This window comes from Streptomyces sp. NBC_00377 (assembly GCF_036075115.1).
Taxonomy (GTDB): domain Bacteria; phylum Actinomycetota; class Actinomycetes; order Streptomycetales; family Streptomycetaceae; genus Streptomyces.
This window is the reverse complement of the sequence record NZ_CP107958.1, coordinates 2,812,474-2,827,080: the sequence shown is the minus strand read 5'-3', so window position 1 is coordinate 2,827,080 and position 14,607 is coordinate 2,812,474. Positions and strand designations below refer to the sequence as shown.

Here is a 14,607-nt window from a genome sequence, read left to right as displayed (position 1 = left end):
CCCGCAGGGTGTGGCACAATGGCTAGCTGTACTCGACAGTCGCACAGGACCCCTCTCTCCTCCGGCTGACGCGTCCATCGGGCACTCGGGTACCGCAACCCCACGCGGCCATCTCGCCGTGCCCAACCACGTCAAGACCAGGAGACACCACTTCCGTGGCAGTCAAGATCAAGCTGAAGCGTCTGGGCAAGATCCGCGCGCCTCACTACCGCATCGTCGTCGCCGACTCCCGCACCCGTCGTGACGGTCGTGCGATCGAGGAGATCGGCAAGTACCAGCCGACGTACCACCCGTCGATCATCGAGGTCGACGCCGACCGCGTGGCGTACTGGCTGGGTGTCGGCGCGCAGCCGACCGAGCCGGTGCTCGCCATCCTGAAGAAGACCGGCGACTGGCAGAAGTTCAAGGGCGAGCCCGCCCCGGCGCCGCTGCTCGTCGCCGAGCCGAAGAAGGCTCGCCCGTCGTTCGAGGCCCTCGGCGGCGACGACTCGGGCAAGGGTGAGGCCATCACCCAGAAGAAGAAGGCCGAGAAGAAGGACGAGGCTGCCGCCGAGTCCTCTGCGGCTGAGTCGACCGAGGCCTGAGCAGCATGCTCGAAGAGGCGCTTGAGCACCTCGTGAAGGGCATCGTCGACAACCCCGACGATGTGCAGGTCGCCTCGCGCGACCTGCGCCGCGGGCGCGTGCTCGAGGTCCGGGTCCACCCGGACGACCTCGGCAAGGTGATCGGTCGCAACGGCCGCACCGCGCGCGCTCTGCGCACCGTCGTGGGCGCCATCGGCGGCCGTGGCGTCCGGGTCGACCTCGTCGACGTGGATCACGTCCGCTGACGCGTTTCGCAGCACCGGCTCGGGCCGGGGAGGGCCACTGGGCCGTCCCCGGCCCGTAGTCGTTACGGCAGTCGTGACGACAGGTACGACAGGAGAACTTCAGAAGTGCAGCTCGTAGTCGCGCGGATCGGCCGCGCCCACGGCATCAAGGGCGAGGTCACCGTCGAGGTACGCACCGACGAGCCGGAGCTGCGGCTCGGGCCCGGCGCCGTCCTGGCCACGGACCCGGCCTCGACCGGCCCGCTGACCATCGAGACCGGCCGCGTCCACAGCGGCCGTCTCCTTCTGCGCTTCGAGGGCGTGCGCGACCGCACCGCCGCCGAAGCACTGCGCAACACCCTCCTGATCGCCGAGGTCGACCCCACGGAGCTGCCCGAGGAGGACGACGAGTACTACGACCACCAGCTGATGGACCTGGACGTGGTCACCAAGGACGGCCTCGAGGTCGGCCGGATCACCGAGATCTCGCACCTGCCCTCCCAGGACCTCTTCATCGTCGAGCGGCCCGACGGCAGCGAGGTGATGATTCCCTTCGTCGAGTCGATCGTCGTCGAGATCGACCTCGAGGAGCAGCGGGCCGTCATCGACCCGCCGCCGGGTCTGATCGACGACCGCGCGGAGATCGCCTCCTCCCGGGACGCCGACGCCGACGCGGAGGCCGACGCGGAGGCCGACGCGGGCGCGGACGGGGACCGCCCGTAATGCGCCTCGACGTCGTCACGATCTTCCCCGAGTACCTCGACCCGCTGAACGTCTCCCTGGTCGGCAAGGCACGCGCGCGTGGACAGCTCGACGTCCATGTGCACGACCTGCGGGAGTGGACGTACGACCGGCACAACAAGGTCGACGACACCCCCTACGGCGGCGGACCCGGCATGGTCATGAAGACCGACCCCTGGGGCGACGCCCTCGACTCGGTCCTCGCCGACGGCTACGAGACGGGCTCGCACGCCCCCGCGATCGTCGTCCCGACCCCCAGCGGCCGGCCCTTCACCCAGGAACTGGCGGTCGAGCTCTCCGAGCGCCCCTGGCTGATCTTCACCCCGGCCCGCTACGAGGGCATCGACCGGCGGGTCGTCGACGAGTACGCCACCCGGATCCCGGTCTACGAGGTCTCCATCGGCGACTATGTGCTGGCCGGCGGCGAGGCAGCCGTCCTGGTCGTCACGGAGGCCGTGGCGCGACTGCTGCCCGGTGTGCTCGGCAACGCCGAGTCCCATCGCGACGACTCCTTCGCCCCCGGCGCCATGGCCAGCCTCCTTGAGGGCCCCGTCTACACCAAGCCCCCCGCCTGGCGCGGCCGGGAGATCCCCGAAGTGCTGCTCAGCGGCCACCACGGCAGGATCGCCCGGTGGCGCCGCGACGAAGCCCTGCGGCGCACGACGGCCAACCGGCCCGACCTGATCGAGCGCTGCGCACCGAAGACCTTCGACAAGAAGGACCGCGAGATGCTCTCCATCCTGGGCTGGACGCCCGACCCGGAGGGTGCTCCGTTCGGTCGATTTTGGCGCAGGACCGAGGGCGTGGAAGAATAGGTCGCTGTTGTGCGCCGTCCGGTGTGCGCCCCTGCCGCAGGGGGACACGACGCCCGCCTCGACGGGCACACGGCACTCAATCCCCGAACTTCTAGTTCCGTTGATGACCTGTGGCATCAGCGAAGAAAGCAGACGAAATGTCTCACCTGCTCGACTCCGTCGACGCCGCGTCGCTGCGCACCGACCTCCCGGCCTTCCGCCCGGGTGACACCGTCAACGTCCACGTCCGCGTCATCGAGGGCAACCGCTCCCGTGTGCAGCAGTTCAAGGGCGTAGTCATCCGCCGCCAGGGCGCCGGTGTCCGCGAGACCTTCACGGTCCGCAAGGTCTCCTTCTCCGTCGGCGTCGAGCGCACGTTCCCGGTGCACACCCCGATCGTCGAGAAGATCGAGCTCGTCACCCGCGGTGACGTGCGTCGCGCCAAGCTCTACTACCTCCGTGAGCTGCGCGGCAAGGCCGCGAAGATCAAGGAGAAGCGCGACAACTGAGCACTCTGCGGAGTTCATGGAGGGGCCGGATAGCATCTGGCCCCGATGGACACCGAAGCTCAGCCGACGACGGAGCGCGACCGCTCCTCCCGCCCTTCCGTATCCGTGGACGTCTCCCAGGAGACCCCGGACCCGGAGGGACCGGAGGGACGGTCGCGTTTCGCGTTGGCGGCGCGGATCACGCAGTGGCTCCCAGGTGGCCGTACCGGTCTCACCCTGCTGATCTGCCTGCTGTTTTTGCTCGTCCTCAACGCTTTCGTGGTCCAACCATTCCAGATTCCCAGCGGATCCATGGAAAACGGATTGAGGATCGGCGACCGGGTTCTCGTAAATAAGTTGGCGTACCGTTTCGGTGCCGAGCCGCGGCGCGGCGATGCCGTCGTGTTCGACGGCACCGGGTACTTCGGGAACTTCGACTACATCAAGCGCGTCGTGGGTGTAGGGGGAGATCACGTGGTCTGCTGCGACAAGGAGGGGAGGATCAAGGTGAACGGCCGGTCGGTCGATGAGTCGACGTTCCTGTATCCCGGCGACAGCGCGTCCACGGTGGACTTCGACCTGGACGTGCCGGAGGGCACCCTGTTCGTCCTCGGAGACCACCGCAGCCACTCCCGCGACTCCCGGGACCACCTCGGCTCACCGGGCGGTGGCATGATCCCCGTCGGCAGGGTGATCGGCCGCGCCGACTGGATCGTGTGGCCCCTCGCGCACCTGACCCGCCTGCCCCGTCCGAGCGCCTACGCGCGTGTGCCCGGCGCGGAGCGCGCCCATGGGTAACCGCGGCAGGCCGCGCGGCATCCCGACCAGCGCCGCGGACAACCTTCTGCCCACCGGTGCCCGGCGCACCGCCGGGGCGAGCGCGGGCCGCTCGCGCGCGGAGCGTCGCAAGCTCCAGCGCAAGGTCAAGCGCAAGCGCAGGCGTTCGGCCGCCCGGGAGATACCGCTGCTGGTCGGTGTCGCCGTCCTGATAGCCCTGGTCCTCAAGACCTTCCTCGTCCAGGCCTTCGTGATCCCGTCCGGCTCCATGGAGCAGACGATCCGGATCGGCGACCGCGTCCTGGTCGACAAGTTCACCCCGTGGTTCGGCTCCAAGCCCGAGCGCGGGGACGTCGTCGTCTTCAAGGACCCCGGCGGCTGGCTCAACGACGAGCAGACCACCACGAAGAAGAGCGACCCCGTCGTCGTCAAGCAGATCAAGGAAGGGCTCACCTTCATCGGTCTGCTGCCGTCCGACAACGAGAAGGACCTCATCAAACGGGTCGTCGGGGTGGGCGGCGACCGGGTGGTGTGCTGTGACGCCCAGGGCAGGGTGACCGTCAACGGGGTCCCCCTCGAGGAGGGCGCCTATCTGTACCCGGGCAATGAGCCCTCGGCCACGGCGTTCGACATCACCGTCCCGCAGGGGCGGCTGTGGGTGATGGGTGACCACCGGGCCAACTCCGCCGACTCCCGCTTCCACCAGAACACCGACTACGGGGGCACCGTCTCGGAAGACGAGGTGGTGGGGCGGGCCATGGTGATCGCGTGGCCGCTGGGGCACTGGGTCCGTCTCAAGGAACCGCAAACTTTCGCTTCCGTCACCGGCTCGGCGGTCACGGCGACCGCGTCCGCCCAGCCGTCGCATAGTGTTGCCTCCGGCGATCCGAACGGATCGATTCGACAACTCCCGAGCCCTGCGGAACTCCCGCTCGTTATGGGAGTGGTGGGCCTGCGTCGTACGTGGGGCAGGCAGCGGCACAGAGTGAGGAGTTGGCGTGGGGGATGTGGCGGTTGGCGCACGGTCCGGGCACGACGGCGAGGAGCACCGCGGTCATCCCGTGGAAGCAGCCGACCCGGCTTCCGGCAGCACCGTGACCTCCGGGAGTGACCCCGCGGCGGGCGGTGACGGCCCGCCGGCGGACGAGCCGCCCCGGACCGGTGGCGAGGGGTCGGGTGGCCCGGCCCCGAAGCCGAAGAAGCCGCGCTCCTTCTGGAAGGAGCTTCCGATCCTGATCGGTATCGCGCTCGTCCTCGCGCTGCTGATCAAGACGTTCCTGGTACAGGCGTTCTCCATTCCGTCGGCCTCGATGGAGAACACCCTCAAGGAGGGCGACCGGGTCCTCGTCGACAAGCTGACCCCGTGGTTCGGTTCCGAGCCGGAGCGCGGTGAGGTCGTTGTCTTCCACGACCCCGACAACTGGCTGGCGGGCGAGGCCACCGTCGATCCGAACGCCTTCCAGACCGTCCTCAGCTGGATCGGCCTGATGCCGTCCGCCGAGGAGAAGGACCTGATCAAGCGGGTCATCGGCGTCGGCGGCGACACCGTCTCCTGCAAGGGCACGGGTCCGCTCACGGTCAACGGCAAGGCGCTGAACGAGTCGGCGTACGTGTACGCCGGCAACACCCCGTGCAGCCAGGACGACCAGGGCGGCCAGTTCACCGTGAAGGTCCCCAAGGGCTTCATCTGGGTCATGGGCGACCACCGTCAGAACTCGCGTGACTCGCGCTACAACCAGTCGGACCGCAACCACGGAATGGTGCCCGTCGACCAGGTCGTCGGCCGTGCCGTCGTCAAGGCCTGGCCGATCACCCGCTGGGGCACGCTGCCGGTGCCCGACACCTTCGACCAGGACGGCCTGAGCACCCAGTCCGCCGCGTCCGCGGCCCTCACGGTCGCCCCGCAGGGCCTCGCCCTCGCCGGGGTCGTGCCGGTGGTCCTGTGGCGTCGTCGGCGCACGGAGGACTCCGCTTCCCGCTGACCTTGCGGCTTCCGCGCCGGTTCCGCTCGGCAAACCCTTTCCCAAGCTTGTGACCAAGGCTGGGGAAGACCCGGGAAGAAGGGCTGACCGGGTTCGGTACCGCCGGGTAGGGTGCGGATCCATGGGTGGCGAGAGCACTACGCGTACGGCCCCGCACAGTGGCGGTGGCACCAGCAGTGGCCCGGTGGGCAGCCGGACCGGACAGCGTCTGTCCGGACTGGCCGTCGCACTGGGCCTCGCGCTGTTCCTCGGCGGATTCGGATGGGGAGCCCTGCTCTACCGGCCGTACACCGTGCCCACCAGCTCCATGAGCCCGACGATCACCGCGGGCGAGCGCGTGCTGGCCGAGCGGATCGACGGTGACGAGGTGCGCAGGGGAGACGTCGTCGTCTTCACCGACAAGACCTGGGCGAGCAACGCGCCCGTGGTCAAGCGGGTGGTGGCGATCGGCGGTGACACGGTCTCCTGTTGCACCGACGGCAAGCTGACCGTCAACGGCAAGCAGATCGAAGAACCGTATCTGCCCGCGGGCAGCCTGGCCGAGAACAAGAACATCCCGACCGTGAAGGTTCCGGAAGGCCGGCTGTTCCTGCTCGGCGACGAGCGGGAGGGCTCCCTGGACTCCACCGCCCACCTCACGGACGCCGCCCAGGGCACGGTCGCGCGCAGCGCCGTCAAGGCCCGCGTCGACGCCGTGGTCTGGCCCATGAACGGCATGCTGAAGCGGCCTACGGGCTTCGAGGACCTCGGCGCCCTCTCCGAGCCGGGGCCGCTGGGCACGATCGGCTGGATGATCGTCGCCGGTGGTGTGCTGGTCCTCGGCGGCGGCGCGTACGGCCCGATCGCCAAGCGGACGTCCGGCCGCCGCACCCGCACCGGGCCGGAGGCGGCCGTTGTCCGCTGACATCGCCGGCGGACCGACGGCCGAGGGTGCCGACTCCTGCGCAGGCGGGTTGCGCAAGGCCGCCCGGGTCGTCCTCCTGGACCCGCGGGACCGCATCCTGCTGCTGCACGGCCACGAACCGGACGATCCGGCCCACGACTGGTGGTTCACTCCCGGTGGCGGTGTGGAGGGCGACGAGACCCTTGAGGAGGCCGCTCTGCGGGAACTCGTCGAGGAGACCGGCATCACCGAGGTCGAGCTCGGCCCGGTGCTGTGGCGCCGGAGGTGTTCCTTCCCGTTCGCCGGCCGCCGCTGGGACCAGGACGAGTGGTACCACCTGGCGCGTACGACGGTGACGCAGACCCGGCCCGCGGCCCTGACCGAGCTGGAGCGACGCAGTGTCGCCGGAGCGCGTTGGTGGACGTGTCAGGAACTGACCCGGACCCATGAGACGGTGTATCCGACCAGACTCGCCGGGCTGCTGCGCAGGCTGCTCGACGACGGTCCTCCCGCCGGACCCGTAACCCTCGACACGGAAATCGTCTAGAGGTACCCGGGACTGGCGCACAATGGGGGGATCGCACGGCTGAAGGGGAACATGCCATGAGCGCCGAGGACCTCGAGAAGTACGAGACCGAGATGGAGCTGAAGCTCTACCGGGAGTACCGCGATGTCGTCGGTCTGTTCAAATACGTGATCGAGACCGAGCGGCGTTTCTACCTCACCAACGACTACGAGATGCAGGTGCACTCGGTCCAGGGCGAGGTGTTCTTCGAGGTGTCGATGGCGGACGCCTGGGTGTGGGACATGTACAGGCCGGCCCGGTTCGTGAAGCAGGTCCGGGTGCTCACGTTCAAGGACGTGAACATCGAGGAGTTGAACAAGAGCGATCTGGAGCTCCCCGGGAGCTGACCTCCACGTGAGCCGACCTCGCCGGGAGCCGACCTCTCCCGGGGGCTGACCTGCCGGGAAGTCGACGGCCTCGGCGGCTGACGGGCCCGGAAGCCGGGGCCCCGAAGCCGGGGCCCGCCGTGCGGTACCCGTGCGGGTGACGGGGTTTTCCACAGCCGCCGGGTTCTCCACCAAGATCCTTTCGTCGGCGGCGGATGCGTGAACGTGGGTGCCGGAGGTGGTCCCCACATGAGCCACATGAGCACGAACACGGATCTGGCCCGAGGCGCACGCGGCAGGTACGGCGAGGAACTGGCCGCGCGGCGGCTGACCGAGGCCGGGATGACGGTCCTGGAGCGCAACTGGCGCTGCGGCAGGACCGGTGAGATCGACATCGTCGCGACGGACGGCGACGTCCTGGTCGTCTGCGAGGTGAAGACCCGCAGCGGCGGGGGATTCCAGCACCCGATGGCGGCGGTGACCCCGAAGAAGGCCGCGCGGTTGCGCGACCTCGCCGAACGATGGATCCAGGCACACGGAGGAGCCCCGCCGGGCGGCGTCCGCATCGACCTGATCGGCGTCGTCCTGCCCCGCCGCGGGGCTGCCGTCGTCGAGCATGTGCGGGGGGTGGCCTGAGATGGGGTTCGCGCGTACGTGCTCGGTGGCGCTGGTGGGCGTCGAAGGGGTCGTCGTCGAGGTCCAGGCCGACCTGGAACCGGGAGTGGCCGCGTTCACGCTGGTGGGGCTGCCGGACAAGAGCCTGACCGAGAGCCGGGACCGGGTGCGGGCGGCGGTGGTGAACTCGGGCGGCGAATGGCCGCAGAAGAAGCTCACCGTCGGACTCAGTCCGGCCTCCGTGCCCAAAGGAGGCAGCGGCTTCGATCTGGCCATCGCCAGCGCCGTGCTCGGCGCGGCCGAACGGATCGACCCGCGGGTGCTCGCCGACATCGTCATGATCGGGGAGCTGGGCCTGGACGGACGGGTGCGCCCGGTCCGGGGCATCCTGCCCGCGGTGCTGGCCGCGGCCGACGCCGGATACGAACAGGTGGTCGTGCCGGAGTGCGCAGCCGCCGAAGCGGCACTGGTCCCCGGCGTGTCCGTGCTCGGGGTGCGCAGCCTGCGGCAGCTGATCGCCGTCCTCGCGGACGAGCCCGTGCCCGAGGAGGACCCGGACGATGCGGGCCGCCCGGATCCGCTCCTGGCCGGCCTCCGGATGCCCGGCACGGGAGCGGCCACCGGGATGCGCGGCCTGGGCGCCGCCCAGCAGGACCACGATCACGACCTCGCCGACGTCATCGGGCAGAGCTCGGCGCGGACCGCGGTGGAGGTGGCCGCGGCGGGCGGACACCACCTCTTCCTGGAGGGACCGCCGGGGACGGGCAAGACCATGCTCGCGGAGCGCCTGCCGGCCGTGCTGCCCCGGCTGAACAGGCAGGAGTCGCTGGAGGTCACCGCGGTGCATTCGGTGGCCGGGTTGCTGCCGCCGGGCAAACCCCTCATCGACGTGCCGCCGTACTGCGCCCCGCACCACTCGGCCACGATGCAGTCGCTGGTCGGGGGCGGAGCCGGCTTCGCCCGCCCGGGCGCGGTCTCGCTGGCTCACCGGGGAGTGCTCTTCCTCGACGAGACCCCCGAGTTCGGCAGCCACGCACTCGACGCCCTGCGGCAGCCGCTGGAGTCGGGCCAAGTGGTGATCGCCCGTAGTGCGGGCGTCGTGCGGTTCCCGGCACGGTTCCTGATGGTGCTCGCGGCCAACCCGTGTCCGTGCGGCCGGTTCTCGCAGCGGGACACCCTGTGCGAGTGTCCGCCCTCCGCGATCCGCCGCTACCAGGCACGGCTGTCCGGTCCGCTGCTCGACCGCGTCGACCTGCGCGTCGAGGTCGACCCGGTCAGCCGGGCCCAGTTCGCCCACCGCGGCCCCGGCGGGGAGTCCACGGCGACCGTCGCCGACCGGGTCGGGGCCGCTCGGGAACGTGCGGCGGCCCGGCTGGCCGGTACTCCGTGGCGGACCAACAGCGAAGTGCCGGGGCGCGAGCTGCGCAACCGCTGGCACGCGGCGGTCGGGGCCATGGACGAGGCGGAAAGAAGCCTGGAACGCGGGGTGCTGACCGCCCGGGGACTCGATCGGGTCCTGCGGGTCGCCTGGACGGTCGCCGACCTCGTCGGCCGCGACCGCCCCGGCCCGATGGACGTGAACCTGGCACTGCAACTGCGCACCGGGGTGCCGCGCGGGGTGCCGATGGCCCTGGAGGCCCTGACATGAGCGCCGGTGAGCCCGCCGACGACCGGCTGGCCCGCGTCTTCCTCGGGCGGGTCGTCGAGCCCGGCGACGAGGTGAGCGGCCAGTGGGTGCGGGAGCGCGGGGTACGCGAGGTCGTGCGGCGCCTGCGGGACGAGGGGGAGCCGCTGCCCGGCGTGACCGCGCGGCGCTGGGCCGGGCTGCGGGCGCGCGCCGAGCAGGCCGAGCCGGAACGGGATCTGGCCGTCGCGCGCGAGGCAGGGGTGCGGTTCGTGTGCCCGGGTGACGCCGAGTGGCCGGGGACCCTGGACGAACTCGGTGACGCACGGCCGCTCGGGCTCTGGGTGCGGGGGCGGCCGAGTCTGCGGATGTGGGCCCTGCGGTCGGTCGCCGTCGTCGGCGCCCGCGCCTGCACCGAGTACGGCGCCCACATGGCGGCCACCCTCTCCGCCGGCCTCGCCGAACAGGGCTGGGTGGTGGTGTCGGGCGGCGCCTACGGAGTGGACGGCGCCGCGCACCGGGGCGCCCTCGGCGCGGGCGGCGCCACCGTCGCCGTCCTCGCCTGCGGGGTCGACCGGCCCTATCCGAGCGGTCACACGGCGTTGATCGGCAGGATCGCCGAACAGGGTCTGGTGATCGGCGAGTTGCCGCCCGGGGACCATCCGACACCGAGCAGGTTCATCCTGCGCAACCGGCTGATCGCCGCGCTCACCCGGGGCACGGTCGTCGTCGAGGCGGCGTACCGCAGCGGCTCGCTGGTCACCGCGCGGGCGGCGCAGCGGTTGGGCCGGCACACGATGGGGGTGCCGGGGCCGGCCACGAGCGGCCTCTCCGCCGGCGTGCACGAACTCCTGCGGGGCGAAGCGGTGCTGGTCACCGACGCCGCGGAGGTCGTCGAACTGGTCGGTGACATGGGAGAGCTGGCCCCCGACCGGCGCGGCCCGGCGCTGCCGCGCGACCTGCTGGAGCCGGCCGCCCGGCGCGTCCTGGCCGCACTGCCCGCCCGCAGGCCCGCCGCGGTCGACGAGGTCGCCCGCGAGGCCCGCACCACACCGGACGACGCGATCGCGAGGCTGTACGAACTCAGAGCACTCGGCTACGTCGAACGACACGGCGACGGCTGGAAGTTGACACGCCAGGCGATGGTCTCCGTTCGAGGAGGTCGCCGTCCGTGTTGACCCGGGGTGTTCGGCCGTCCGGGGGAACGCCGAAAGCCTTGGCGTTTCCGGTAGTTGACCCGCCCCCGGGTCGAAGGCGATGACCGTGGCGACTCCGGAGGGGTCCGAGCGGAACGTATCTGCGTACCCGCCCGGCCACGCCCTTCGCGCACCGCGACGCTCCAGTCACGCTACGCTCACGAGGATTACGGCACAGACCGGCACCTCTGCACCACGCGGTACCGACCACACGCACTTCACGGCAGAACGGCACAAGGCGACGAATGCAGCAGCACACCTCCGGCTCCGACCGGGCGGCGATCCCCCCAGCCGCCCGCGACGGTGGCAGCGTGCGGCCGCCCGCTCCCTCGACGCTCGACGAGCTGTGGCGGTCGTACAAGGCGACGGGGGACGAACGGCTGCGTGAGCAGCTGATCCTGCACTACTCGCCGCTGGTGAAGTACGTGGCGGGCAGGGTGAGCGTCGGCCTGCCGCCCAATGTGGAACAGGCCGACTTCGTGTCCTCAGGAGTCTTCGGGCTGATCGACGCGATCGAGAAGTTCGACGTCGACCGGGAGATCAAGTTCGAGACGTACGCGATCACCCGGATCCGCGGCGCGATGATCGACGAGCTCCGGGCACTCGACTGGATCCCGCGCTCGGTGCGGCAGAAGGCCCGCAACGTCGAGCGTGCCTACGCCACGCTGGAGGCTCGGCTGCGGCGGACCCCGTCGGAGTGCGAGGTGGCCGCCGAGCTGGGCATCGCGGTGGATGACCTGCACGCCGTGTTCAGTCAGCTGTCGCTGGCCAACGTGGTGGCGCTGGAGGAGCTGCTGCATGTCGGCGGTGAGGACGGGGACGGCCTCAGCTTCATGGACACCCTGGAGGACACCGCCGCCGACAACCCCGTGGAGGTGGCCGAGGACCGCGAGCTCAGACGGTTCCTCGCACGGGCGATCAACACGCTGCCCGACCGGGAGAAGACGGTCGTCACGCTCTACTACTACGAGGGGCTGACGCTCGCCGAGATCGGGAACGTGCTGGGTGTGACCGAGAGCAGGGTCAGCCAGATCCACACCAAGTCCGTCCTCCAGCTGCGCGCGAAACTGGCGAGCTTCGGCCGGTGACCCGGCCCGCGCGCCCCGGCCCGACGCCGCGGGCGCGGGTGGACGGCGCGAGTGCGGGCGGAGTCCCTCCCGCCGGGCGGGCGGCGTCCGTAGAGTGGTCGGCGTGCCAAGGATTCGAGCGGCCTCCGTGGCCGAGCACCGGTCGATGCAGCGTGCCGCCCTGCTGGACGCGGCGCGCTCCCTTTTGTCCGAGGGCGGGACGGAGGCGCTGACCTTCCCGGCCCTCGCCGAGCGCACAGGTCTCGCGCGTTCGTCCGTGTACGAGTACTTCCGGTCGCGGGCCGCCGTCGTCGAGGAACTGTGCGAGGTCGACTTCCCCGTGTGGGCGGCGGAGGTCGAGGCGGCCATGGCCGCGGCCGCCGGAGCCGAGGCCAAGGTCGAGGCGTATGTGCGCCGGCAACTGGCCCTGGTCGGGGACCGGCGGCACCGGGCCGTGGTGGCGATCTCGGCGAGTGAGCTGGACGCGGGGGCCCGGGAGAAGATCCGGGCGGCGCACGGCGGCCTGGTGACGATGATCGGGGAGGCGCTGGCGGAGCTGGGACACGCGCAGCCCCGGCTGGCGGCGATGCTGCTGCAGGGCGTGGTCGACGCGGCCGTGCGGCGGATCGAGCTGGGCGCGGCCGAGGATCCTTCGGCGATCACGGAGGCGGCTGTGGGGATGGTGCTGAGGGGCGTCCGAGGCTGAGGGACGGCCCGCGGCACCGAACCGCGAACTCCGATTGCGGACTCCGGGGCTCGGCCGAGGCGCGTGGTGTCACGGCAGGGGGACGCCGAGTACCGGTAGCAGCCGGGGCGGGCCGCTCCGCCACAGCCACGGGGGAAGCAGCGACAGCGGGTCGAGATAGACATCGCCTCTCAGCAGCCCCCAGTGCACACAGGTGCCGGGGCAGTGCGCGCCCGTCGTCTCCACCGTGCCGACGACCTGGCCCGGCGCCACCTCGTCGCCCTTGCGCACCGCTGCCCGTACCGGTTCGTAGGTCGTGCGCAGCGGCGGCAGGCCCGTCGCCGCCAGCTCCACCGAGACGACACCCCGGCCCGCCACCCGGCCCGCGAAGGACACCCGTCCGGCCGCCACCGCCCGTACATCGGCGCCCGGCGCCGCCGCGAGGTCGACGCCCCGGTGGCCGCGGGCGTACGGGCCGGCCGGGGGTTCCCAGCCGCGGACCACGGCCGGGCGGGCGCCCACCGGCCAGGCCCGGCCGATCGCCGGGACGGGCGGCGGGGCAGGCACCGGGGCCCGGGGCGGAACCCACTGGTCCGCCCGGGCCGCCGCGGCCGCCGTCATGATCGACAGTCCGAGCAGCAGGGCCAGGCACCGCGGTGCGCGGTGCCCCCGCGCCAGGAGTCGCCGTGTGTCTCGTCGCTGTGCGTGCATGGCGCCACCGTCCCGCGTTCCCCCGGGCCGGGTCCGAACCTGTGGACCATCCGACGGTTGTGGACAGCGGCGTCACCCGGTACCCCTCGGGTCCCGTACACTTCTTCTGGCGATCCGGGTCACCGGGTCGACTTCGCACGCCCCGATATCGGGGGCCGGCCACGGTCGGCTTTCCGGTATCCGCGCCCCTCGGTCCTTCGTGGCTCGGCGCATCGCGGGCGTCAGGCGCGGGAGCCGCCCGGTTCCCGCGGCACAACCGAGAAACCCAAGGAGAACGGCCATGGCCGTCGTCACGATGCGGGAGCTGCTGGAAAGCGGCGTCCACTTCGGTCACCAGACCCGTCGCTGGAACCCGAAGATGAAGCGCTTCATCTTCACCGAGCGCAACGGCATCTACATCATCGACCTGCTCCAGTCGCTGTCGTACATCGACCGCGCCTACGAGTTCGTCAAGGAGACCGTCGCCCACGGCGGCACGGTCATGTTCGTCGGCACGAAGAAGCAGGCGCAGGAGGCCATCGCCGAGCAGGCCACCCGCGTCGGCATGCCCTACGTCAACCAGCGCTGGCTGGGCGGCATGCTCACCAACTTCTCGACCGTCTACAAGCGCCTCCAGCGCCTCAAGGAGCTCGAGCTCATCGACTTCGAGGACGTCGCCGCCTCGGGTCTGACGAAGAAGGAGCTCCTGGTCCTCTCGCGTGAGAAGGCCAAGCTCGAGAAGACCCTCGGTGGTATCCGCGAGATGTCCAAGGTCCCCAGCGCCGTCTGGATCGTGGACACCAAGAAGGAGCACATCGCGGTCGGTGAGGCCCGGAAGCTCAACATCCCGGTCGTCGCCATCCTCGACACCAACTGCGACCCCGACGAGGTCGACTACAAGATCCCGGGCAACGACGACGCGATCCGCTCCGTCACCCTGCTCACCCGCGTGATCGCCGACGCCGTCGCCGAGGGCCTCATCTCCCGTTCCGGCGTCGCCACCGGCGACAAGGGCGACAAGGCCGCCGGCGAGCCGCTGGCCGCGTGGGAGCGCGACCTGCTCGAGGGCGAGAAGAAGGCCGAGACCGCGGACGAGGCCGAGAAGCCGGCCGAGGCCGCTGCCGAGGCTGAGGCCCCGGCCGCCGAGGCCCCCGCTGCCGAGGCTCCCGCCGCCGAGGCCGAGGCCCCTGCTGCCGAGGCTCCCGCCGCCGAGGCCGCTCCGGCCGCCGAGGGCGAGCAGGCCTGAGTCAGGCCGTAGGCCGTACGGGCGCCAGTCCGTCCGTACGGCCCTAGGGACGAAGGGACGGCGGGGGGTGCCGAGTGCACCGCCCGCCGTTCACCCACAGCCCCCAGATCTTCGTAGATC

Annotated in this window: 18 protein-coding genes; 17 read left to right on the top strand and 1 reads right to left on the bottom strand. The window is 71.2% G+C overall.

Annotation, left to right across the window (positions count from 1 at the left end):
* Nucleotides 1-155: 155 nt before the first annotated feature.
* From rpsP to OHS71_RS12555, 16 genes are all read left to right on the top strand, one after another.
* Nucleotides 156-584, top strand: a complete 429-nt coding sequence (gene rpsP / locus OHS71_RS12630; protein ID WP_189926612.1) for a 30S ribosomal protein S16 — start codon at nt 156-158, stop codon at nt 582-584.
* Nucleotides 585-589: 5 nt separating this feature from the next.
* A complete protein-coding gene (locus OHS71_RS12625; RefSeq protein WP_005479813.1) occupies nt 590-829 on the top strand; it encodes an RNA-binding protein in 240 nt (79 codons plus the stop codon).
* Between the two features lie 105 nt (nt 830-934).
* A complete protein-coding gene (rimM, locus tag OHS71_RS12620) occupies nt 935-1,531 on the top strand; it encodes a ribosome maturation factor RimM (RefSeq protein WP_328479485.1) in 597 nt (198 codons plus the stop codon).
* Nucleotides 1,531-2,364: a tRNA (guanosine(37)-N1)-methyltransferase TrmD gene (gene trmD, locus OHS71_RS12615; protein ID WP_328479484.1), complete on the top strand. Its 834-nt coding sequence runs from the start codon at nt 1,531-1,533 to the stop codon at nt 2,362-2,364. Before rimM ends, trmD begins: the two co-directional genes overlap by 1 nt.
* A 137-nt stretch (nt 2,365-2,501) precedes the next feature.
* Nucleotides 2,502-2,852, top strand: a complete 351-nt coding sequence (rplS, locus tag OHS71_RS12610; protein WP_328479483.1) for a 50S ribosomal protein L19 — start codon at nt 2,502-2,504, stop codon at nt 2,850-2,852.
* A gap of 45 nt (nt 2,853-2,897) precedes the next feature.
* Nucleotides 2,898-3,629 (top strand): signal peptidase I, encoded by a 732-nt coding sequence (gene lepB, locus OHS71_RS12605; RefSeq protein WP_328479482.1) that lies wholly within the window; start codon nt 2,898-2,900, stop codon nt 3,627-3,629.
* Nucleotides 3,622-4,719 carry a signal peptidase I gene (gene lepB / locus OHS71_RS12600; protein ID WP_328479481.1) on the top strand — a complete coding sequence of 366 codons (1,098 nt, stop codon included), beginning with the start codon at nt 3,622-3,624 and terminating at the stop codon, nt 4,717-4,719. Before lepB (OHS71_RS12605) ends, lepB (OHS71_RS12600) begins: the two co-directional genes overlap by 8 nt.
* Entirely contained in the window at nt 4,607-5,590 is a 984-nt protein-coding gene (gene lepB, locus OHS71_RS12595; protein ID WP_328479480.1) for a signal peptidase I, read from the top strand. Before lepB (OHS71_RS12600) ends, lepB (OHS71_RS12595) begins: the two co-directional genes overlap by 113 nt.
* Before the next feature lie 121 nt (nt 5,591-5,711).
* Entirely contained in the window at nt 5,712-6,494 is a 783-nt protein-coding gene (gene lepB, locus OHS71_RS12590) for a signal peptidase I (RefSeq protein ID WP_328479479.1), read from the top strand.
* Nucleotides 6,484-7,020, top strand: a complete 537-nt coding sequence (locus OHS71_RS12585; protein ID WP_328479478.1) for an NUDIX hydrolase — start codon at nt 6,484-6,486, stop codon at nt 7,018-7,020. The genes lepB (OHS71_RS12590) and OHS71_RS12585 overlap by 11 nt, the downstream gene beginning before the upstream one ends.
* Before the next feature lie 56 nt (nt 7,021-7,076).
* Entirely contained in the window at nt 7,077-7,385 is a 309-nt protein-coding gene (locus tag OHS71_RS12580; RefSeq protein WP_005311352.1) for a DUF2469 domain-containing protein, read from the top strand.
* 198 nt (nt 7,386-7,583) lie between these two features.
* Nucleotides 7,584-8,000, top strand: coding sequence for a YraN family protein (locus tag OHS71_RS12575; protein WP_443046922.1), 417 nt, complete (start codon nt 7,584-7,586; stop codon nt 7,998-8,000).
* Between the two features lies 1 nt (nt 8,001).
* Nucleotides 8,002-9,627: a YifB family Mg chelatase-like AAA ATPase gene (locus tag OHS71_RS12570; RefSeq protein WP_328479477.1), complete on the top strand. Its 1,626-nt coding sequence runs from the start codon at nt 8,002-8,004 to the stop codon at nt 9,625-9,627.
* Nucleotides 9,624-10,781 (top strand): DNA-processing protein DprA, encoded by a 1,158-nt coding sequence (gene dprA / locus OHS71_RS12565; protein ID WP_328479476.1) that lies wholly within the window; start codon nt 9,624-9,626, stop codon nt 10,779-10,781. The genes OHS71_RS12570 and dprA overlap by 4 nt, the downstream gene beginning before the upstream one ends.
* 263 nt (nt 10,782-11,044) lie before the next feature.
* Nucleotides 11,045-11,887 carry an RNA polymerase sigma factor WhiG gene (whiG, locus tag OHS71_RS12560; RefSeq protein ID WP_328479475.1) on the top strand — a complete coding sequence of 281 codons (843 nt, stop codon included), beginning with the start codon at nt 11,045-11,047 and terminating at the stop codon, nt 11,885-11,887.
* 127 nt (nt 11,888-12,014) lie between these two features.
* Nucleotides 12,015-12,572, top strand: a complete 558-nt coding sequence (locus OHS71_RS12555) for a TetR/AcrR family transcriptional regulator (RefSeq protein WP_328484489.1) — start codon at nt 12,015-12,017, stop codon at nt 12,570-12,572.
* Nucleotides 12,573-12,641: 69 nt separating this feature from the next.
* Here OHS71_RS12555 and OHS71_RS12550 read toward each other — a convergent pair whose 3' ends face one another.
* Nucleotides 12,642-13,262 (bottom strand): M23 family metallopeptidase, encoded by a 621-nt coding sequence (locus OHS71_RS12550; protein WP_443046921.1) that lies wholly within the window; start codon nt 13,260-13,262, stop codon nt 12,642-12,644.
* Nucleotides 13,263-13,542: 280 nt separating this feature from the next.
* On the opposite strand from OHS71_RS12550, the gene rpsB reads away from it, so the two are divergent.
* The gene (gene rpsB, locus OHS71_RS12545) at nt 13,543-14,487 is read left to right on the top strand and encodes a 30S ribosomal protein S2 (RefSeq protein ID WP_328479474.1); all 945 of its coding nucleotides are present in this window, start codon (nt 13,543-13,545) and stop codon (nt 14,485-14,487) included.
* Nucleotides 14,488-14,607: the final 120 nt, after the last annotated feature.

Bases quoted from the DNA above. Each gene is read 5' to 3' on its own strand.
- OHS71_RS12625 (WP_005479813.1), top strand. From the start codon at position 590: ATGCTCGAAGAGGCGCTTGAGCACCTCGTGAAGGGCATCGTCGACAAC.
- trmD (WP_328479484.1), top strand. From the start codon at position 1,531: ATGCGCCTCGACGTCGTCACGATCTTCCCCGAGTACCTCGACCCGCTG.
- rplS (WP_328479483.1), top strand. From the start codon at position 2,502: ATGTCTCACCTGCTCGACTCCGTCGACGCCGCGTCGCTGCGCACCGAC.
- lepB (WP_328479482.1), top strand. From the start codon at position 2,898: ATGGACACCGAAGCTCAGCCGACGACGGAGCGCGACCGCTCCTCCCGC.
- lepB (WP_328479481.1), top strand. From the start codon at position 3,622: ATGGGTAACCGCGGCAGGCCGCGCGGCATCCCGACCAGCGCCGCGGAC.
- lepB (WP_328479479.1), top strand. From the start codon at position 5,712: ATGGGTGGCGAGAGCACTACGCGTACGGCCCCGCACAGTGGCGGTGGC.
- OHS71_RS12580 (WP_005311352.1), top strand. From the start codon at position 7,077: ATGAGCGCCGAGGACCTCGAGAAGTACGAGACCGAGATGGAGCTGAAG.
- OHS71_RS12570 (WP_328479477.1), top strand. From the start codon at position 8,002: ATGGGGTTCGCGCGTACGTGCTCGGTGGCGCTGGTGGGCGTCGAAGGG.
- dprA (WP_328479476.1), top strand. From the start codon at position 9,624: ATGAGCGCCGGTGAGCCCGCCGACGACCGGCTGGCCCGCGTCTTCCTC.
- whiG (WP_328479475.1), top strand. From the start codon at position 11,045: ATGCAGCAGCACACCTCCGGCTCCGACCGGGCGGCGATCCCCCCAGCC.
- OHS71_RS12550 (WP_443046921.1), bottom strand. From the start codon at position 13,262: ATGCACGCACAGCGACGAGACACACGGCGACTCCTGGCGCGGGGGCAC.
- rpsB (WP_328479474.1), top strand. From the start codon at position 13,543: ATGGCCGTCGTCACGATGCGGGAGCTGCTGGAAAGCGGCGTCCACTTC.